This window comes from Chryseobacterium sp. UF-81, from assembly GCF_058245105.1.
The window spans coordinates 1-21,028 of the sequence record NZ_JBSIBX010000004.1; the positions used below are offsets into that span (position 1 = coordinate 1).

Consider the following 21,028-nt stretch of genomic DNA (forward strand, 5'->3'; position numbering starts at 1 on the left):
AAATCCGGTTTCGGCGGCGGCTTTGCCGCCGCCGAAGCCTTTTACTCTATGAAAAAGCTTGTCCTGTTAATTTCCGTTTTTTTTCTCTGCTATATAAAAGCACAGATAGATCCTGTGAAATATCCTACATTTACCAGTATTGATGAAGCGCTGAACAGTGAAAAAACTGTTTATAGTATGAGTTTCAGGGAAAAGGGACTTTTTAACCTGCCTCCTCACATCTCAAAGCTGCAATCCTTATTTTTCCTTAATATCATGGGAAATAAGCTTGAAAAAATGGATAAGGAGATCTTTGCATTAACGAAGCTGGAGATCTTAAATGTGAATGAAAACAGCATCAAATATATTCCTGATGAAATTGGAAACCTGAAAAAGCTGAATTCATTCTCGATGAATCTCAACGGCCTGACAAGCATTAACCCCAATGTTGCAAAGCTTCAGAATTTAAAAGCAGTACATTTTGATGCCAATAACCTCAATGTTTTTCCCGAAGCACTGATGGAAATACCTGCCCTGGAAGAAATTAACCTTCAGGGAAACCAGATCAGCATCATTGCGGACCGTTTATACAGAATTAAGAATTTAAAATTTCTGAACTTATCTGAGAACCAGATCAATGACCTTGGAAATCTTTCCTTCCCTAAATATTTAAAATATCTGGAATTGCAGCAGAATGCTATTGTAAAGCTTCCGGAAAACCTGTTTAAAGCCCAAAACCTTGAATTTCTGAATGCAAGCAGTAACCATATCACAGAGCTATCTCCTAAAATAAAAGGACTGAAAAATATAGTCAGTATGAATCTGGCTAATAATAACCTGAAAGATATTCCTGTTGAAATAGGACAGCTGAAAAAGCTGAAAACCCTTATTCTCACAGGAAACCCTATAGAAAAAAATAAGATTGAACGATTGAAAAACCTGATGCCGGAAACCCAGATTTATTTCTAAATCTATCCGCCGACTCTTTTGGTTTTATATCCCATTTCTTTAAGGATATTCATTATTTTATCACGATTATCGCCCTGAATAATGATCGTTCCGTCTTTCTCTGAACCGCCTATTCCCAAGGTGGTTTTTATTTTCTTTGAGATTTTCTTTAAATCTTCCTCACTTCCTTCCCAGCCTTCAACAATCGTTACAGGCTTACCGTTTCTTCCTTTTTTCTCAAATTTGCACACCAAAGGTTCCTGTTGCTTAAATTCTTCCTTAGGCATTTCGAAATCCTGCTCCTCATGTTCAGGAAAAAGGTTCTTTAACTGATCTCTTAAATCCATGAAGCAAAATTAAAAAGATTTGGCAATTAATGAATGAAAATAATAAACCAAATTTCAATTTTTGAAAGTTGATTGAAATTAAATAGAAAATGTATGAAAATTTTCTTTCAACATAAGCTTTATATTTTTGACCACCTGATAGAATATCTAAAATTAATATGGCAAACCACACATTTGCATTCCTTCTTTTAGCATTTAGAATTACCAAAGCTCAGACAGATTATTACATACAGTTTTTTAAACTAAAGATACGGAACGCTGGAAATCTCTAAACAAAATCCTTTACAGAAGTATATCAGAGAATATGCAAAGAACAATAACATGAAATTTGAAGATTTTTTAGATAAACCTTTAACGGTTATAAATTACTATCTAAACAAGATATTTTTTCTTCCACTTTGTAAGACTATTACGGCTCATTTTAAAATGTAAGGCAATTTGAGTATTATTAAGATTATATTTCTTTTGATAGTCAAGAATTTCTATTATTGTTTTCTCACAGTAAGAACGATGCCTTTGGTTAAAGGTCATAGATTCCCTGTCCTGCTCACCAAATATTATTTTATTTAATGCAATAATATCCAGAGTAGAAAGCTTTTTTTTATTTAATATTCTTTGGCATATAGATATTTTTTGAGGATACTTTTGATCTAAGATATCAATATAAATCTTTTTATAATTAGGAGTATTAATCATGCTTCTATAATTTTTTTCATTTTTGATATTTGGCTATCCATTTGTAAAGGGTAGTTTTAGGAATTCCATATTCCTGTATTATTTGTGTCTTGGATTTTTGTCGTGTCTCTAAAAGATCCAGCATGAACTCAACAATTTCCTTCGTATAAATATTTTTCCTAAAAGAGGGCAATTGTGTTTTATTACATTTATATTTCATCGATGCCTGTGGAGAATATAGAATAAGATGTTGAGAATATACCCGGAAAAAATCGTATTCAAGTAACTTACTTAATTTTAAAAGTACATCTGCTTCTACAGATTTTTTTTCATATATTTTTTCGACTTCTTCTTCACTGCATTGAAGAAACTTACTTATCCTGGTTACAGAAATGTCACATTCTGAAACTCTTTGTTTGATTAGTTGTCCGAGATAAATTTCTTTGAGATCTGGTATCATCTTGTGTTTTCAATAAAAGCTTTATTTAAAATTTGATTGGCGGAAATAATAATGATTTAAGGATCACTTATTTTTATCAAAAATTTTCACAATGTTACATCTTTGTGGTTAGTAGCGCAAATAAATGGACTATACCTATGTATTACATTTGCCATTTTTTTATTGTATTCCTATTAATAGTATTGATTATTATGTGCTTGATTTCTTTTTACCAGAAAATGCAGATTTTCTTGAGATGAGTACATATCATAAAAAATAGTAAATGTAATACCTGCGTAATACCTATGTAATAGTTTAAAAGGTGCAATATTCATCTGTGAATTTTTAACATTGTCAAAAATAAAGTTGCTATTACTTATTAATTCTAGAAAAAAACACCAATACCTATATAAAATGCATATATGTTGTGAGTAAAGTAAATTATTTTTCAATTTATTATTAAATTTATAAACGTAATATTATTATATAAATAATTTGTTTGTTTTTCTTGATTAGGAATTTGCAATTGAATAAAACCTTTAAAGCATGATGAAATTACTTATTTTCTTTTTTCCTTTGTTTTTGCTTGCTCAGCAAAAGATTAGTACAAAAGCTATTGATAACAGACTGGAAAAGTCTAATGCTCTTCTTTTTGAAGGACAAACAGATGATATGATCAAATTAAATCTTTCAATACTGGAAGACTCAAAGCATATCAACTATCCAAAAGGAAAAGTATATGCGTGCTATAATTTAGCTCTTGCTTTTTCTATGCAATACAGATATAATAAAAGTAATTACTATTTGAAATTAATGGAATCAGAGTTTAAAAATTTAGACGACGAGGATGAAGAGATTTCTATGAATTTATTATACAGCATGAATTATAAAGGAATTAAAATGTATGATGAAGCATTGAAAAAGCTCAGAAAGAATCTAGTACTGGCAAATAATATAAAAATAGATTCTACCAGATATTCCTCAAATGCAATGACCCTGGTTGAAATGGCTAAAAATCATATTGAGAAAAAGAGTTATGATTCTACTACTTATTATTGCAAGAGAGTTATTGAAGAAGTGAAAAAACCTAAAAACCTGAATTCAGGTTTGAATACAAGTTTAAAAGTCGCCTTGTTAATTCTAGCTGAAGCAAAGCTTAAAGAAAATAAAATTGATTCTGCAGAATTTTATATAAAATCAGCTCAATCTGTACCGATTGTTCTGGGTAATAATGAATTTAGAACATTTAAACTTTTAGGGGAAATTAATGGGGCGAAAAAAGAGTATGATTCAGCCATTGCGAATTATAAAAAAGCAATAGAGCTCGCTGCAAAAGTAAAGAATATGAAAAAGCTTTTGGAATTATATGGTTTAATATCCGAGATATACGAGAAAACAGGTGAAGCAGATAATGAAAAAAAATATACGCTTAAATATAATATTCTTAGCGATAGTTTAAAGACAATTGAGAATGAGAATCTGAAAGATACCGTCGACCTTCTGGTAGAAGAAAAACAAAAGCCAATAGAAGATAGAAATAACTTTTTACTTTATATTATATGTATAGTAGGTACAGGTTCCATTATTATGATCTTCCTGGTAAATAATAGAATACACAAAAAGAATAAAATTCTCAATGTAAAAGAAGAGGAAACCAAAATATTGACTCAAAAGTTAAATGTTGCTTTTGAAGAAGTGATTCAATTGGCTAAAAATAATGACCCGGAGTTTATGACCAGATTTCAGGAGGTTTACCCTGATTTTTTTCCAAAATTGCTACACATTGAACCTCAATTGCAAAACAGCGAATTAAAATTCTGTGCTTTATTATTTCTCAACTTTTCTTCCAAAGACATTGCTGCCTATACATTCGTACAACCTCAGTCTATACAGATCAGAAAGAATAGACTGAGAAAAAGGCTGAATATTTCTTCAGGAGAAGATCTGTATATCTGGATGAAAAACATCAATAGTAACTGATTGTATTCAATAGAATTATATATAACTTTTTTGCCGTAGTTTTTATAAAATTAAGCCTATGAATGGTGAAGATTTTCATTTTTTCTATAGGTGCTAAAGAAAAGAGTAAAATAAATCAAAATAATACGATTCATACATTGTTGCTATTTTGCATTGATTATCAGTGGTTTATTTTGGTGTTATATCCGTGTAATATCCGTTTTTTTTGAATAATCAGATGAATAATTCAAATTTGTATCAAGATTTTTAAGCGATACACAAATGAGAAAAATACAGTTGGAAAATTAATTAAGTAGTAACGCTATTTTTGGTTGTAATAATAAGAATTATCAGATAACCGCCGCATGCAAAAGATTACTTTTTAATATGAATCCAATGAAAAAACACAAAACAAAAAAATAATAAACAGATTGCTTTTAAACTTGGCAATCAGATACACCAAAAACTTATAGACACATTGAAATGGTTGGAAAAACTTTTCAATAAATAAAAAAATGTTTGGAAAGACATTTTATAGGATCCTTTGTTTCAAATTTTAATTAAGAATAGTCCCCATTAGATATTAACAATCCGAAACGGAGTCATGATTCTATTCTGAATAAAGATCGATTGTAAAGAAATTGCAAAACATTTTAAAATAAATATTAACAACAAAAAGAAAAACACAATGAAAAAAAGCACAACGAAAACAAAACTTTTATTGTTATTTGCCATGGTCGCATCTTCTGTAAGTTTATTCTCACAGGTAGGGATAAATACCACAACACCTGATCCCTCTTCAATTTTAGATATAGTCTCCACTAATAAGGGATTATTAATCCCTAGAGTATCATTAACGGGAAATACTGATGTTACCACTATTCCTAATCCCGCTAATGGATTGTTAGTCTATAATCTGGTAGATGCAGGAGGAGCTAATCCCGTTAAAAAAGACAATTTTTATAAGTTCAACACCACTGCCAATAAATGGCAATTAATGCTTGATGAAGGTAATCTGCCTTCGACAGTAATGGCGCCTGCAGTATTTAGGTTAGATAATAATATGACCAATTTTTTAAATGGAGTAAATGCAGGAAGTACTGTAATCATCCCAATGTCTATGGTTACTAATAAAATTCCAGGACTGACCTATAATACTACTAATTATACTATTACTTTTCCTGCCGGGATTTACAAATTGGAATTTGTTTATGAAGGCGATCATAATGCTGCTGGATGCTCTATCAGTTCCTATATGGTTGACTTCCCAGAAGGAACAGGTACTAATAGGATACATAGTACAGCTTCTCATAATATAGGAGGTGCTAGTAATCATGGTGGTGTAATAGCTTATACAGCAGATATTCCGGCTGGAAAAACATGGCAAATAACATTAGGTAGAGGGGCGTCCGGAAACTGTAGTGGCCCAAATGGTACATTATCTGCTAAACGTACAGAATTATTAATTTTTAAAATGAATTAATTCGGGTTAATAATATATTGTTTTACTCCTCAACCTAGCAATTCAACACGTAGTTTAGATTCTAAGTTCACAAATGATATTCCCTCAAAATCTGGTTAGGGGTAAAACTTATTAGATAATTTTTGAAAAATTCTGAACATTCCGGATATAAATGTTTTTATGGATCTTGTAAAACTGCCGTATTTTTGCGGCAGTTTTATTACTATAGTAAAAATAGATCTTTAATACCCACTAAATCTCAAGAAAAGATTAAAACTTTTTTGCAGCTCTTTTACTTAATTAATTTACATACGTATGAATGTTTTCAAATTAAGCCTTTCAAATTCTTCCATTCATCGGAAATTAGGTAAATTTGTGTAACAAAAAGTTATAAGAAATGTCAAAAAAAGCAATATTAGCAATCCTTGACGGATGGGGACTGGGAACAAATCCAGAGGTGTCTGCCTTAGACAAAGCAAACACTCCATTTATAGACAGCTGTTACCAAAAATTTCCACATACAACACTTGAAGCCAGTGGATTGGCTGTAGGACTTCCTGCAGGACAGATGGGGAATTCTGAAGTAGGACACATGAATTTAGGAGCAGGAAGAGTCGTGTACCAAAATCTTGTAAAATTGAATATGGCTGTTGAAAATGGAACACTGGGACAGCAGCAGGTCATTCAGGATGCTTTCGAATATGCTAAAAGAGAAAATAAAAAGCTTCATTTTATCGGATTGGTTTCCAATGGTGGGGTACATTCCCATATCAACCACTTGAAAGGTTTACTGACCGCCGCACATGAATTTGGGCTGCACGAAAATGTTTTTGTACATGCCTTTACAGACGGAAGAGACTGTGATCCGCATTCAGGGCTTGGGTTTATAGAAGAGCTTCAAAATCATATGGAGGTTACCGTAGGTAAGCTGGCAACAGTAATCGGAAGATATTATTCAATGGACCGTGATAAAAGATGGGAACGTGTAAAACTCGCATACGATGCAATGGTAGAAGGAGTAGGGCTGCAGACAACAGATGCTTTGGCTGCTATTAAATCTTCCTATGATAATAATGTAACCGACGAGTTTCTGAAACCTATTATCCTTATCAACAGCACAGAAACAGGAAATGTAGTTCCTGTAGCTAAAATCATAGACGGTGATGTAGTGATCTGTTTTAATTTCCGTACAGACAGAGGACGTGAGATCACAGAAGTTCTTTGCCAGAAAGACTTTCCGGAATATTTTATGCGTAAGCTGAACCTTCATTATATTACTTTAACAAACTATGATAAGACCTTCCAGAATGTACAGGTTGTATTTGATGAAGAAGTACTGAAGGAAACAATGGGAGAAATCCTCGAAAGAAACGGCAAAACGCAGATCAGAATTGCTGAAACAGAAAAATACCCTCACGTTACGTTTTTCTTCTCAGGAGGCAGAGAAGAAGAATTCAATGGTGAAAGAAGACTGCTTTGTCCAAGTCCGAAAGATGTTCCGACTTATGACCTTAAACCGGAAATGTCTGCTTATGACATCACCAATGCCATTTTGCCCGAATTAGAAAACGGAACAGCGGATTTTGTCTGTCTGAATTTTGCCAATACAGATATGGTAGGCCATACCGGAGTTTTTGAAGCCGCAGTAAAAGCAGCCGAAACAGTAGATAAGTGTATTGAAAAAGTGGCAACTACAGCGTATGAGCATGGCTATGCCGTATTTATCCTGGCTGACCACGGAAACTCAGATGTAATGATCAACCCGGACGGAACACCAAATACACAGCACTCCACGAATCTTGTACCGTTTATAGTAATGGATAAAGAGCATACCTGGAATTTGAAGCCGGGAAAATTGGGAGATGTAGCTCCGACCATCTTAAAAGTAATGGGAGTAGAGATTCCGGAAGTAATGACAGGAGATATCTTAGTGAGTTAAAAATTCAATAATATTGTCAGAAAAATGCCGTTATGGTATAGATGGCGGCATTTTTGTATGATTTATGTCAGTCATCGTATGAGTTGCATAGGTTATTATGCTGCAAATAATAAATAAATCATATCTTTGTAAATTAAAATCCATATAGTAAGATGTATCAAAAGCTTGTCAGAAAAGAAGTAATGGGAATATTGGAAAAGGAAGTAGGTTCTTTTCTGGATAAATTTTTAACGCCAATTGAAAAAATCTGGCAGCCTTCCGATTATCTTCCTGATCCGTCAAGTTCTGACTTTAAATATGATCTGGAAGAAATCCAGACTTTTGCCCGTGAAATGCCTTATGATTTGTTTGTAACTTTGATCGGTGACTGTATCACAGAAGAAGCTTTACCATCTTATGAATCATGGTTAATGGGAGTAGACGGAATAGATCAGGAGCAGAAAGAAGTGGGCTGGGCCAACTGGATAAGAGCATGGACTGGTGAAGAAAACAGACATGGAGATCTTTTGGGCAAATACCTTTATTTGTGCGGAAGAGTGAATATGAGAGAACTTGAAGTTACCACTCAATATTTAATTAATGACGGTTTCGATTTGGGAACAAGCATGGACCCGTACAGAAACTTTGTTTATACAAGTTTTCAGGAAACTGCTACCAATATATCGCACAGAAGAGTGGGGACATTGGCAAAACAGTCCGGAAATGGAAAATTAGCAAAAATGTGTGGTGTAATTGCTGCAGACGAAGCCAGACACGCAAAAGCTTACAAGCATTTCGTTGCTAAAATTTTAGAAATAGACCCATCAGAAATGATCCTCGCATTTGAAGATATGATGCGTAAAAAAATCGTAATGCCTGCTCACATGATGAGACAGTCCGGACAAAAAGCCGGAGAGCTTTGGGGACATTTCTCAGATGCAGCACAAAGATGCATGGTATATACAGGTCAGGATTACATCAATATCATGAAAGACTTATTGGATGAATGGAAGATAGAGCATGTGAAAGGACTTACCGAACAAGCTGAAAAAGCTCAGGAATACCTGATGAAACTGCCTGCGAGACTTCAGAAAATCACAGACAGAATTTCAACTCCGGATTTACAGTTTCAGTTTAAGTGGGTAAAAGGCTAACTTTACAAACATTAAATTATAAAACTTAAGAGTGCCAACGTTTTCGGCACTCTTTTTATTTCTTATCTTTGCAAAGCTAAAAAAAAGACAAAATGTTAAATAATAAGAAAATTGCTGTTGATTTCGACGGAACTATTGTTGATGATGCATACCCGGCAATTGGTAAAGCAAAAATCTTTGCTTTCGAAACATTAAAAAGACTTCAGGCAGAAGGATACAGATTAATTCTCTGGACATACAGACACGGAAAGACTTTGGATGAAGCTGTAGAATTTTGCAGAAATAACGGTGTAGAATTTTATGCTGTCAATTCCAGTTTTGAAGGAGAGGTTTTTGATTCTGAAAATCAGTCCAGAAAACTGGATGCAGACTGGTTCATTGATGACAGAAATTTAGGAGGATTTCCGGGTTGGGGTGAAATCTACAATATTATCCAGGAAAGAATAGAATTCCGTGTAGAAGGAAAAGAAGTTCTGGCCTATTCAAAACTTAAAAAAGAAAAGAAAAAAGGACTTTTCTGGTAGAGTGTTTAGAAGTTAGAAGCTAGAGATTAGAAATTAGTTTTCATGCTGCTTCTTTTTTTTAAATTTATCAGAAAACCATAGATGTTCAGGAGGCTATTATATTATTATCGTTAAAATATACATTAAGCTGTAGTATAATATCTGACATCTAATATCTAACATCTAAAAGAATGATTCAATTAAAAACAATAGAGGAACTCCGCCTGATGAAGGAGAGCGCGCACCTGGTTTCAAAAACACTGGGAATGCTTGCAAAGGAAATAAAACCGGGAATCAATACTTTACACCTTGATAAGCTCGCCCATGATTTCATTAAAGATCATGGCGCAGAACCTGCTTTTTTAGGATATGGTGGTTTTCCTAATTCTTTATGTATCTCTCCAAACGATCAGGTTGTTCACGGTTTTCCCAATAGTGATATTATTAAAGAAGGAGATGTTCTTTCTGTAGACTGTGGAGTTATTCTCAACGGTTTTGTAGGAGATCATGCCTATACATTTGAGATCGGGGAAGTGAAGCCTGAAGTTAAAAAACTATTGCAGGTAACCAAAGAGTCCCTTTACAAAGGGATCGAGCAATGTGTAAGAGGAAAAAGAATAGGGGATATATCCCATGCGATCCAGGCACATTGTGAAAAAGAAGGATATGGGGTGGTGAAAGAACTTGTAGGCCATGGCCTTGGAAGGAAAATGCACGAAGATCCTCAGGTTCCGAATTATGGAAGACAGGGAAGCGGAAAAGTCATCAAAGACGGTCTTGCTATTGCTATCGAGCCGATGGTAAATCTGGGTACGGAAAAGGTAAAATTCCATAATGACGGCTGGACGGTTACTACTTTGGATAACCTGCCTTCTGCCCATTTTGAGCATGATGTAGCGGTGATCAACGGGAAACCGGTGCTGCTCTCCACATTCAAGTATGTTTATGAGGCTTTAGGTATCGTAAGTGATGAAGAAAAGCCATTCCAATTGGATTTTTAATTATCTTTACATAACACTATTTAAAAATATAAAATGAAAATAGCTATCCAAAATGTAGGAATAATTTTAGATGCAACGGTAGAAATTAATGGGATATCTTTAATTGCAGGCCCTAATGATTCGGGAAAAAGTACTATAGGTAAAGTTTTTTATTCATTGATAAGAGGTCTTAATCCTGACGAAGACATTTTTATTTCTGAAAAGAATGATACAATAAGAAGCTATTATCAAAATATATTAAAAATACTTAAAGATAATAAATCCATTGATCTACCACTTTTTCAAACAAATAGAATTAATGCAGACTGGGTTGATACAGTACGTAATACATTTGATTATTTTGAGGGGTTACAATATAAGCAGTTAAAAAGATATGCTGAAGCTATTGAATATGAAATGGCATTGGAGTTTAACGGAATTATAAATAAACAAAGGGAGATATTTAATTATCTACAGGCTGAATTTAATGATGAAATTGGTTCTGTATTTGAAGAGGATAGAATTACAAGAATTTATATTGAAGATCTAGAAGGCTCTGCAACGCTAACTTACAATTTATTTACTGATTTAAATAATAATATCAATACCTTTTTTGATAATGCATTTTTTATTGAGAGTCCATCAATTATTGATAAAACTTTACAGGATTCTATAAGCTATGAAATTCGATTTTCCAGAGATAGAAGAAGTCATTTAAAATTTGCGTTAGCAAATGAATCAAGTTTTATCAGAGATGATGAAAAATGTAAGGGTGAGCAAGATAAAATAATAAATATAATTTCTAAAATAATAAATGGTAAATTTATTGTGGATGATTTCCAAGGTGTTATATATGAAAAAAACGGAATTGATATTAATATTGAAAATGTAGCTCAAGGTATAAAAGGTTTTGGGCTTATTGAACTGCTATTAAAAAATAATCAATTAAATTCAAGGACATTGTTAATTATTGATGAACCTGAGATTCATTTACACCCAAATTGGCAAGTTTTATATGCAGAGATTTTAGTTATTCTGAGTAAAAAATTAGAAATTCCAATACTTCTTACTTCGCATAGTCCATATTTTATTGAAGCATTAAAAGCATATTCGGAAAAATATGATTTTGTTTCTAAGACAAATTTCTATTTTTCTGAAAAATCAAAAGATGGTTTAAACTCAACTATTATAGATGTTTCAAAAAATATTAGTCCAATATTAAGTTCAATTTCAGAAGCTCATTTTAAAATATCGGATATAGAATGAGTAGAATAAAAAATATTAAAACAGTAGTTGAGAATAATATTGATAAGAAAAGCTATAAAGAATTATGTTATGAGGAGAATACAAAATCTTCGATGATAAATTCTCTGAAAGAAAGCTATAATTATGATAAAGTTTGTTCTGATATAAAAACAAGTGATACATTAATAATCAATGACGAAAAAATTGTTTTCGTAGAGTTCAAAGATGTAAACTTGAGTAAGAAAAATGATGATAGAAAATTTTTGAGAGAACTAAGGCTAAAGGTTATTGAAAGTTATGTTACTTTTTATAATTTTCTTAACGAAAATTCTCTCAGTATATCCAAAGATGAACTATCGGAACTTTCCTTAAATTATGAGTTTGTCTTTAATAAAGAAGCATTTGCTGATAAGCCAACTTTACTTAACGCATTCTCTGCTAAGCAACTAAAATGGACTAATCATTATAAAAGGTTTTATAACAAAATATCTTTTATTGATCATGAAACCTTTATTAATAAATACAAAATTGATTAAACTTTTACTCAATAAAATACCTCGCCCAATGCTTATTAAAATGAGTATCTGGGCGAGGCCTCTTATTTATCAGTTTTTTAAAGGAGAAGAATTCTATGATCCTATCGATGGAAGATCTTACCGGAAATTCCTTCCTTACGGCTATGGAAAACAAAGGGAAAATGCACTTTCTCCGGGAACGTTGAGCCTGGAAAGACACCGCCAGATGTGGCTTTACCTTCAGAACGAGACCGATTTTTTTATTAAAAACGCCAAAGTTCTGCATATTGCTCCCGAACAGGAATTCCTCAGAAAATTCAAAATGATGAAAAATCTGAATTATATTTCTGCAGACCTTTTTTCTCCTATTGTAGATGTGAAAGCAGATATTCTGGATCTACCTTTTCCTGATGAAAGTTTTGATATCGTTTTCTGCAACCATGTCCTGGAACATATTGAGGACGATGCAAAGGCGATCAGTGAATTATACAGAGTAATGAAGCCCGGAGGCTGGGGAATTTTTCAGGTACCCATGAGAAATTCTATGGAAAAAACCTATGAAGATTTTTCAATAAAAGATCCGAAAGAACGCCAGAAACATTTCGGGCAGTATGACCATGTGCGTTGGTACGGAATGGATTATTTCGACCGCCTGCGGAAGGCCGGCTTTAAAACAGAACCCAATTTCTATTCCCGGAATTTTTCAGAAGAAGAAATTAAAAAATACGGGTTGAGACAAAATGAGATCTTACCTGTAGTGTTCAAAAAATAAAATAATAAACCCGTCCTCATGTAGAAGACGGGTTTATTTAATATAGATAGAAATTGTTTTTAATTTTAGTGCGAAACCGATTTCAGTCCCACTACAGAACCGATTAAGGTTACAATAAAAAATATTCTCCAGAAGCTTACAGGATCCTTAAAAAAGAAAATCCCCATAAGCGCTGTTCCTACGGCTCCTATCCCTGTCCATACCGCATACGCTGTCCCAATTGGAAGCGTTTGTGTAGCTTTGATCAACAGTACCATGCTGATTGTCATGGTCACCAGAAAGCCAGCATACCAATAGTACATCTCAGATCCGGAAGTTTCTTTGGCTTTTCCCAGACAGGAGGCAAAGGCAACCTCAAACAGTCCGGCGATGATTAAAATAATCCAATTCATTTTTTTAAATTTTCTCTCCTGCAAATTTCAGGATTTGGAAAGAAACAAAACTTTACATTTGTTAAAAAATGACTTTATAGAATTAGAAAGTTTGAAGCTCGAAGCTCGAAGAGGGAAGTTTCTGATACACAATGCATAGCTAGGGTGAAAGCTTTATTAAATTTTTAAAAATAACATTTCAAATTAAGATAATTGTTGAAAATGAGTGTCCAATAGTAACTCCCAGCTTCCTCCTTCCATCTTCCAGTCTTTTTATTTTATCTCCGCCCGGATCCTGCTCAGGCTTACTTGTGTTATTCCAAGATAGGAGGCAATATGGCCAAGCTGAACTCTTTTTAAGAGATCAGGTTTGTTAACTATCAGGTCTTTATAACGCTCCAAAGAAGTTTTAAACTGTCTTGAAATAATCAGTTCTTCCGTTCTCACAAGTTCCTTTTCTGCAAACTTTCTTCCCCAGTTGGCTATGTGAATGTCTTCATTAAAAAGCTTTTTCAGGCTTTCCGTTTTCAGAATGTACAGATCACAGTCTTCCAGAAGCTCAATGCTTTCATAGCCGGGCATGTCTTCCACGTAACTTTTCATGGAAACGATGGTTTCGCCTTCACTTCCGAACCAGAATGTAATATCATTCTCAGCAGTAGAAGCATAAGCGCGCACAATCCCTTTCCTTATAAAATAGATATGCGGGATAATCTTATCCGCTTCCATAAGGCAGAAATATTTGGGATGTGATACTTCCTGAATCTGCTCTTTCAAAGCATTTTTAGAAGTTTCCGGCAAAACATAAATACGGTCGAGAATCTGGTCTATATCCATGAAGTTCTTAATTATTTTTTGAAGCTGGTTTCTCCTGTTAATGAGGACTCAGCAAAATCTTTTTATTTGTTTTGATGTTCAACCGCTGTCGGGTCTTCAGGATCTGCTTCAGCTATAGATGAATTTTCCCATAAATATATTACTTTTTCAAAGGCTGTACGTACTTTTCACGGAAACAAAACCCAATTAAATTTTGTTTTCACTAACTTTGCAGCCCGGTTCAATCTTGAGCCTAAAAAATATTATATGCACAAAGCAGGATTCGTAAATATAGTCGGAAAGCCCAATGCGGGAAAATCTACCTTATTAAACCAGTTAATGGGGGAGAAATTGGCTATCGTAACACAAAAGGCACAGACAACACGCCACAGGATTTTTGGAATTTATAATGAAGAGGATTTACAGATCGTATTTTCAGACACCCCCGGAGTTTTAGACGCCAAATATGGTCTTCAGGAAAAAATGATGGACTTTGTAAAGGATTCTTTACAGGATGCCGATGTATTTTTGTTCATTGTAGATGTTACAGATAAGTCCGAACCTTCAGAATTTCTAATTGATAAACTTAATAAGATTCCGGTTCCGGTACTGCTTCTCCTGAATAAAGTAGACCAGACTACCCAGGAAGGCCTTGAAAAACTGGTAGAGGAATGGCACAACAGGATTCCTAAGGCTGAGATTCTTCCTATCTCTGCCCTTAATGCCTTTAATACAGATATCATTCTTCCGAAATTAAGATCTTTGTTGCCGGAAAACCCTCCGTATTATGACAAAGAGCAGTACACTGATAAGCCTGAAAGATTTTTCGTCAACGAGGCGATCCGTGAAAAAATCCTTTTAAACTATGAGAAAGAAATTCCTTATTCTGTAGAAGTAGTAACCGAGCAGTTTAAAGAAAAGGAAGGGATTATTTTCATCGATTCTATTATTTACGTAGAAAGAGATACCCAGAAAGGAATTATCATCGGACATAAGGGAGAAGCTATTAAAAAAGTAGGAACTGAAGCCAGACTGGATCTGGAAAAATTCTTTTCAAAGAAAATTCATTTGAATCTTTTTGTAAAAGTGAAAAAAGACTGGCGTAAAAACGACAGGGATTTGAAAAATTTCGGGTACAGATAAACTAAAAATGCCCGCAATTCCGTTCTATTAAAAGTTTTTTATTAACTTTAATCTAAATTTTTAGTAAATGAACTATTTTAACTCAAATTCCAGCTCAGTACCTAAAGATATTATTTTATTGGCAGTGAGAGTATTTGTAGGTTTTGCCATGCTTTCTCACGGATTCCCGAAACTTCAGATGCTGCTTGAAGGCGGTAAAATTGAATTTTTCGATTTTATAGGATTAGGCCCTACACTAACCCTTGTTCTTACGGTTATTGCTGAATTTGTTTGTTCAATACTTCTTATATTAGGTCTTTTTACAAGGATTTCTTTAGGATTCCTGATCTTTACAATGGCTATTGCAGCTTTTGTAGTTCACAGTGCAGATCCTTTTGAGAAAAAGGAAATGAGTCTGATCTATTTGTCCGTTTATCTGCTTCTCATGGCATTTGGTGCAGGAAAAGTATCGGTAGATCATATGATAGAAAAAAGAAAAAGAGCTTCGGATTGGTAATCCGGTTCAGATAAAAATAGAAAGAGCATTAGAAATAGTGCTCTTTTTTATTTTTTGTAATTTCAGTTTATTGATGGAATGTTATAGAATTGTTTAGCTATTTCTCATAATATGTTTCCCATAATGCCATTTTAGTTTATATCTTAAAAATCACTAAATTCGTGGAAAAACGAATTTATATGAAGATAAAACTGACCATTTGCCTTCTGGCATTTCTTAATTTCTATAATGCACAGGAAAATATTACTTATCAAAAACCATCTGCTGAAATTCTAAAACTTGCAGATTATGAAAGACCGCCAAGCGTTCTGATGAACAGCAAAAAAGATTGGGTGGTTTTCACTTATCGTCCTACCTATAAAACACTTGAAGACCTTAACCAGCAGGAAATGAAACTTGCAGGTTTAAGAATCAACCCGGTTACTAATATTTCAAGCAGCGTTACATATTCCGATAATTTAAAAATCAGAAAGATTAATGATAAAAGTGAGGTTCAGGTGAAAAACCTGCCTGCCAATGCTAAAATCACTTATATTTCATTCTCGCCGGACGAAAAAACACTCGTATTTACCAATACAACCAGTAAAGGAGTTGAGCTTTGGGCTGTAGATCTGGAAACTGCCACTGCTAAGAAAATTAGCGGGGATAACCTGAATGCTAACTTAGGAACTCCGTACACATGGTACAATGATTCCAAGAATCTTCTGATCAGGACGCTTCCCCAGAACAGACCTGCCCTGATAGATGCCAGCAAAGATCTCCCAACAGGACCCATCGTTTCTACGGCTGATGGTAAGGTTTCCCAAAACAGAACGTATCAGGATCTTCTGAAAAATCCTCAGGATGAAAAGAACTTTGAGGTTCTTACCGCTTCCGAAATTTATAATGTAGACCTGAACGGAAACCTTAAAAAAGTAAAAGACCAGGACATGTACTCCGGTTTAAGCTTTTCTCCGGACGGAAATTATTTAATGGCTACGGTGATCAAAAAACCATTCTCATATATTGTTCCGTTAAACAGATTTCCGATGACAACCACGGTATACGATATGAAAGGGAATGCGGTAAAAATAGTAAACGATGTTCCCTTGAACGAAATAATGCCAAAAGGATTTTCATCCGTAAGAACAGGGAAAAGAAACATGGGATGGCGAAGTGACGAACCGGCCACTCTAATATTTGCGGAAGCATTGGATGGAGGTGATCAGTCTAAATCTGCAGAGTACAGGGATGAGATCTTTACATGGCAGGCACCGTTTACGGCTGCCCCAAAATCATTCTTTAAAACAAAACAGAGATATGAAGACGTAAGCTGGACCAATGATCATTATGCCATAGTTTCTGAAGGCTGGTATGATACAAGAAACACCAAGTCTTTCCTCGTGGATCTTAATAATGGTGAATCAAAAGTGATTGATGACAGGAATTATCAGGATGTTTACAGTGATCCCGGGAATTTTAATACTACGAAAAATCAATACGGAAGATATGTTATTGATATGAAAGGAGGGAAAACCTACCTTATAGGAGACGGATTTACTAAAGACGGACAGCACCCTTTCATTGATGAAATGGATGTAAAGTCACTTAAAAAGAAAAGACTGTATACATCTAACGTCAAGAATGGCAAGGAAGAGATCATAGATATCCTTAATCCTTCAAAAGGTGAAATTCTGACAACCCAGCAGTCCCCAAGCATGTATCCGAACTATTTTAAAAAGAATATTAAATCCAATAAATCAGAAGCAATAACTCAGTTTGCGAATCCTTTTGAAAGCATTAAAGATGTTTATAAAGAGGTAATTACGTACAAAAGAAATGATGGCGTTACCTTAACAGGAACTCTGTATCTGCCTGCCAATTACGACAGAAAAGCAAAAAAAGAAAAGCTTCCCTTACTGATCTGGGCATATCCCACAGAATATAAGGATAAAAACACAGCAGGGCAGAATACCCAGAACCCTAACGACTTTACGTTCCCGTACTACGGATCTTTCGTATACTGGACCACAAAAGGATATGCTGTGCTGGACGATGCTGCATTCCCGATCATCGGAGAAGGAAAAACAGAACCTAATGACACTTTCATTCCGCAGTTAGTAGCGAATGCAGAAGCTGCAATTAATGCTGTTGATCAGCTGGGGTACATCGACAAAAAGAAAGTGGCTGTAGGTGGACATTCTTACGGTGCTTTCATGACAGCCAATCTTTTAACGCATTCTAAGCTTTTTGCATGTGGTATTGCAAGAAGTGGTGCTTATAACAGAACGCTGACTCCGTTTGGATTCCAGAGCGAGCAGAGAAATTACTGGGATGTTCCGGAAATTTATAACACGATGTCGCCGTTCATGAATGCAGACAAAATGAAAACACCAATGCTTTTGGTTCATGGTGATGCTGATAACAATCCCGGAACTTTTACTTTGCAGACCGAAAGATATTTCCAGGCTCTGAAAAATCTGGGGGCTCCTGTGAAAATGGTTCTTCTTCCGAAAGAAGCACATGGTTATGTGGCTAAAGAGAATATTCTGCACCTTTTATGGGAACAGGATCAGTTCCTTGAGAAATGTCTGAAGAAATAAAATATTAAACACAAAGCCCGTTCATTTTTTGAACGGGCTTTTTTATTCTTTTTTCCACTTACTCTGCTTAAAAAGCTTTAAAATAATTCATGCCCAGATATCATGATAAGATCCTTTTCCAAAGGCGATAGGATATTCACGCAGAGTGAAGAACCTTCTAAAGTAATGCTGATCAGAGAGGGAATTACCAAATGTTTTTTCGTTGAAGATAATGGCAAAGAATATATTGTTGAGTTTCTGGGAAAAGGTGAGATCATTGGGGAAATAGAACTGATACGGAACATTTCCTGCCTTTGCAGCATTGAAGCAGTAACCGACGTAACCGTTTATGCTGTCGCTATATCGTATTTCAAATCTTTAATTAAAACTGATCTCTCGCTGAATAATCTGCTGCTGGACGTATTTGCTGAACGCATTGTCAATACTTCAAAAAGAGCCTCTTATCAGCAGTTGTATGCGGCCGAACATACCTTGCCCCAGCTTCTTGAACTGCAGGCGCAACAAGGGATAAAGATTTCAAAAGAAGATATGGGTGCCTACCTGGGAATTACAGTAAGAAGTCTGAGCCGGACTTTGAAGCATTTAGGGAAGTAAACAAGTTAAGGATAGTGGATGGGAGAGGGAAGTTAAGATAACCTTGTCAAGGTTCAAAACCTTGACAAGGCTATCCGGAAGACGAATAGTAACCATCTTTCATCTCTCACATTAATTACAATTATTGACTGAATTTTGCGGATAAAAACTTTATCCTTCCGTATTTTTGCACAAAATAAAATCCAACCTATAAAATGGAAGAGTTACAATTCAGAAATGCTGATCTGAAAGATTTAGAAAAAATAGTTGAGATCTATAATTCTACCATCCCTTCAAGAATGGTGACTGCCGATACAGAAAATGTCTCCGTAGAAAGCAGGAGACAATGGTTTGAGGAACATAATCCTGAAACAAGGCCGCTTTGGATCATTGAAAATAATGATCATGAAACGGTGGGCTGGGTCAGTTTTTCTTCATTTTATGGAAGACCCGCATACAATGGAACCGTTGAAATGAGTATTTACCTTGATGAATCCTGCAGAGGAAAAGGGTATGGAAAAAAAGTAATGGAATACTGTATTGATAAGGCACCCTGTTTGGGAATAAAAACACTGCTTGGATTTATCTTTTCTCATAATGAAGCCAGCCTAAGACTTTTCAAAAATTTTGGATTTGAAGAATGGGGATTGTTTCCTGATGTCGCGGTTCTGGACGGAATTGAAAGGAGTCTTACGATTTTAGGGAAAAGGGTGAGTTGAATCTCTTTAAGTACATATATTCTTATCTGCAAGGAAAGTGTAGCCATTATCCATCCATATCTTTTCTTAACTCAGCGTATGAATGGATAAAGTTGGGTCAGGGTAATGGCTACATGAGATGTAATCTTTTGAATTATATTCCTCTGGTTAAGATTTACATTTTGTAAAATATTATCTATATCAGTCCTAGAAATATTTAATTTCTACTCTGTCCATGGTCTCACCTTTTCCATTGGGTGGCACAGCAAATCCACCAGGTTCATATCGTTCTGTTCCGCTTTTATAATACCAATTATTTAATCCACTGATCATTTGTTTTATGTAATAAATAAATTCCTCTGTCTCTTTTTGGTATGGACTGAAATCCGGCAGATGGTTGGATAATGTTACAAATTCGTTTACAAGCTCATCATGAATCCTCATTCCTTCTTTGCAGGCTTCATCAAAAGAAATTTTATTATGATGCTGTAATAATTTGATGATATTGAAAATCTCTGATTCTATTGCGAGCTCTTTGCCAATAGTTGCAAAATCGTTCTGGAGAGCAACAATGATTGACTGTAGCATAATAATACGCTGTATAACGGTGTGGTTATAAATGTAATCAGGTAAAGCAAAACCAGTTGAAGGGCAAATCAAATCAACAAATGGAATCATTCCTATGGAATTTGCGCGGATTAAATGAAAGAGAGGAATAGGAGGGATGTCTTTACTGATTTTATATGGTGATTCTTCCATAATTCCATCAGTAACGAAACGGTATTTATAATTCTTAGCAATCCGCTTAAGCCAGAAGTCTGGCATCCCGAGTGCAATCCATTCCTTTCTGTTTGTTTGCATTTGACGGAACATTCCTATTTCTCCCGGTTTTGGGTCATCTCCCATCATTATCTCAAAAATACGGTCCCTGAAAGCTGCAATTTCTTTTATGGGCAAAAGTTCAACATAATCATCAGTTACCGTCATATAAATGGCAAAACGCGTTGCATGGAGGATTCTGTCCTTTTCGGTAGCTGCAGGTACCATAAAGGGCCCTACATCAACTAACCGCATTTTTCTGTACCTGGTCATTGCCTCTTTTGATAAGAATTGATAATCCTGGTCATACCAAATGGTTTCTTCTTCATAGAAGGTTCCAGCGAAGGGGCTTGAGAGGGTTTCCCAAGGGTATACGGGCTTGGGCACATTAAATTGTTTCATAATACATGGTTTTAGTTTAAAATGATAAAAAAAATGGTATTTATACTTAATAGGTGATTATATTCTAAGTTGTTATACTCCACAAATTCTTTCAGGTGTTCATTGCAGGCACCAATCTTCAGAACAGGCTTCTTTCAGAGATATTGGATGTTGATGCTGGATTACCTTAAGATAATGCATACGGTCTGATTACTGATTGTACTTCATTGAAAAAAGTAACCAGGTTGGGGAT

Annotated in this window: 21 protein-coding genes; 15 read left to right on the forward strand and 6 right to left on the reverse strand. The window is 34.7% G+C overall.

Translation table 11 applies throughout. The features are described from left to right. A partial coding sequence (locus tag AC4IFE_RS07265) for a leucine-rich repeat domain-containing protein (protein ID WP_490755957.1) occupies window positions 1-948 on the forward strand: 948 nt, incomplete at its 5' end. A 2-nt stretch (window positions 949-950) separates the two neighbouring features. On the opposite strand, the gene AC4IFE_RS07270 is transcribed toward AC4IFE_RS07265, so the two are convergent. The 3 genes from AC4IFE_RS07270 to AC4IFE_RS07280 all read right to left on the reverse strand — a co-directional run bounded on the left by AC4IFE_RS07270 (window position 951) and on the right by AC4IFE_RS07280 (window position 2,409). Continuing rightward, entirely contained in the window at window positions 951-1,274 is a 324-nt protein-coding gene (locus AC4IFE_RS07270; RefSeq protein WP_040999102.1) for a translation initiation factor, read from the reverse strand. Between the two features lie 372 nt (window positions 1,275-1,646). Further along, window positions 1,647-1,970: a helix-turn-helix domain-containing protein gene (locus AC4IFE_RS07275; RefSeq protein WP_223559670.1), complete on the reverse strand. Its 324-nt coding sequence runs from the start codon at window positions 1,968-1,970 to the stop codon at window positions 1,647-1,649. Window positions 1,971-1,986: 16 nt separating this feature from the next. Next, window positions 1,987-2,409 carry a transposase gene (locus AC4IFE_RS07280; protein ID WP_490755960.1) on the reverse strand — a complete coding sequence of 141 codons (423 nt, stop codon included), beginning with the start codon at window positions 2,407-2,409 and terminating at the stop codon, window positions 1,987-1,989. A gap of 525 nt (window positions 2,410-2,934) precedes the next feature. On the opposite strand from AC4IFE_RS07280, the gene AC4IFE_RS07285 reads away from it, so the two are divergent. From AC4IFE_RS07285 to AC4IFE_RS07325, 9 genes are all read left to right on the forward strand, one after another. Beyond that, a complete protein-coding gene (locus AC4IFE_RS07285) occupies window positions 2,935-4,368 on the forward strand; it encodes a tetratricopeptide repeat protein (RefSeq protein WP_490755962.1) in 1,434 nt (477 codons plus the stop codon). 667 nt (window positions 4,369-5,035) lie between these two features. Next, window positions 5,036-5,830: a phage tail-like protein gene (locus AC4IFE_RS07290; RefSeq protein WP_490755964.1), complete on the forward strand. Its 795-nt coding sequence runs from the start codon at window positions 5,036-5,038 to the stop codon at window positions 5,828-5,830. A 376-nt stretch (window positions 5,831-6,206) separates the two neighbouring features. Then, entirely contained in the window at window positions 6,207-7,748 is a 1,542-nt protein-coding gene (gpmI, locus tag AC4IFE_RS07295; RefSeq protein ID WP_490755966.1) for a 2,3-bisphosphoglycerate-independent phosphoglycerate mutase, read from the forward strand. Window positions 7,749-7,900: 152 nt separating this feature from the next. Then, window positions 7,901-8,881 (forward strand): acyl-ACP desaturase, encoded by a 981-nt coding sequence (locus AC4IFE_RS07300; RefSeq protein WP_116011830.1) that lies wholly within the window; start codon window positions 7,901-7,903, stop codon window positions 8,879-8,881. A gap of 92 nt (window positions 8,882-8,973) precedes the next feature. After that, the gene (locus tag AC4IFE_RS07305) at window positions 8,974-9,405 is read left to right on the forward strand and encodes a BT0820 family HAD-type phosphatase (RefSeq protein WP_490755969.1); all 432 of its coding nucleotides are present in this window, start codon (window positions 8,974-8,976) and stop codon (window positions 9,403-9,405) included. A gap of 170 nt (window positions 9,406-9,575) precedes the next feature. After that, window positions 9,576-10,385: a type I methionyl aminopeptidase gene (map, locus tag AC4IFE_RS07310; protein WP_490755970.1), complete on the forward strand. Its 810-nt coding sequence runs from the start codon at window positions 9,576-9,578 to the stop codon at window positions 10,383-10,385. A 33-nt stretch (window positions 10,386-10,418) separates the two neighbouring features. Further along, window positions 10,419-11,630, forward strand: a complete 1,212-nt coding sequence (locus AC4IFE_RS07315; RefSeq protein WP_490755972.1) for an AAA family ATPase — start codon at window positions 10,419-10,421, stop codon at window positions 11,628-11,630. Then, window positions 11,627-12,145, forward strand: a complete 519-nt coding sequence (locus AC4IFE_RS07320; protein ID WP_490755974.1) for a hypothetical protein — start codon at window positions 11,627-11,629, stop codon at window positions 12,143-12,145. The genes AC4IFE_RS07315 and AC4IFE_RS07320 overlap by 4 nt, the downstream gene beginning before the upstream one ends. Window positions 12,146-12,173: 28 nt before the next feature. Next, entirely contained in the window at window positions 12,174-12,896 is a 723-nt protein-coding gene (locus AC4IFE_RS07325; protein WP_490755975.1) for a class I SAM-dependent methyltransferase, read from the forward strand. Window positions 12,897-12,961: 65 nt separating this feature from the next. Here AC4IFE_RS07325 and AC4IFE_RS07330 read toward each other — a convergent pair whose 3' ends face one another. Next, complete coding sequence (locus tag AC4IFE_RS07330; protein ID WP_429933845.1) at window positions 12,962-13,288, reverse strand: DMT family transporter; 327 nt, start codon at window positions 13,286-13,288, stop codon at window positions 12,962-12,964. A 252-nt stretch (window positions 13,289-13,540) separates the two neighbouring features. After that, window positions 13,541-14,104, reverse strand: coding sequence for a Crp/Fnr family transcriptional regulator (locus tag AC4IFE_RS07335; protein ID WP_490755977.1), 564 nt, complete (start codon window positions 14,102-14,104; stop codon window positions 13,541-13,543). 246 nt (window positions 14,105-14,350) lie between these two features. Here AC4IFE_RS07335 and era point away from each other — a divergent pair, with 246 nt between their 5' ends. The 5 genes from era (at window position 14,351) to AC4IFE_RS07360 (ending at window position 19,596) form a co-directional block, all read left to right on the forward strand. Next, the gene (era, locus tag AC4IFE_RS07340) at window positions 14,351-15,226 is read left to right on the forward strand and encodes a GTPase Era (protein WP_490755979.1); all 876 of its coding nucleotides are present in this window, start codon (window positions 14,351-14,353) and stop codon (window positions 15,224-15,226) included. A gap of 67 nt (window positions 15,227-15,293) precedes the next feature. Next, window positions 15,294-15,722: a DoxX family protein gene (locus tag AC4IFE_RS07345; protein WP_490755981.1), complete on the forward strand. Its 429-nt coding sequence runs from the start codon at window positions 15,294-15,296 to the stop codon at window positions 15,720-15,722. Window positions 15,723-15,901: 179 nt separating this feature from the next. After that, complete coding sequence (locus AC4IFE_RS07350; protein WP_490755982.1) at window positions 15,902-18,304, forward strand: alpha/beta hydrolase family protein; 2,403 nt, start codon at window positions 15,902-15,904, stop codon at window positions 18,302-18,304. A 102-nt stretch (window positions 18,305-18,406) separates the two neighbouring features. Further along, window positions 18,407-18,898 carry a Crp/Fnr family transcriptional regulator gene (locus AC4IFE_RS07355; protein ID WP_490755983.1) on the forward strand — a complete coding sequence of 164 codons (492 nt, stop codon included), beginning with the start codon at window positions 18,407-18,409 and terminating at the stop codon, window positions 18,896-18,898. 194 nt (window positions 18,899-19,092) lie between these two features. Then, window positions 19,093-19,596: a GNAT family N-acetyltransferase gene (locus AC4IFE_RS07360; protein WP_490755984.1), complete on the forward strand. Its 504-nt coding sequence runs from the start codon at window positions 19,093-19,095 to the stop codon at window positions 19,594-19,596. Between the two features lie 186 nt (window positions 19,597-19,782). Here AC4IFE_RS07360 and AC4IFE_RS07365 read toward each other — a convergent pair whose 3' ends face one another. Beyond that, window positions 19,783-20,796 carry a terpene synthase family protein gene (locus tag AC4IFE_RS07365; RefSeq protein WP_490755986.1) on the reverse strand — a complete coding sequence of 338 codons (1,014 nt, stop codon included), beginning with the start codon at window positions 20,794-20,796 and terminating at the stop codon, window positions 19,783-19,785. Window positions 20,797-21,028 lie beyond the last annotated feature (232 nt).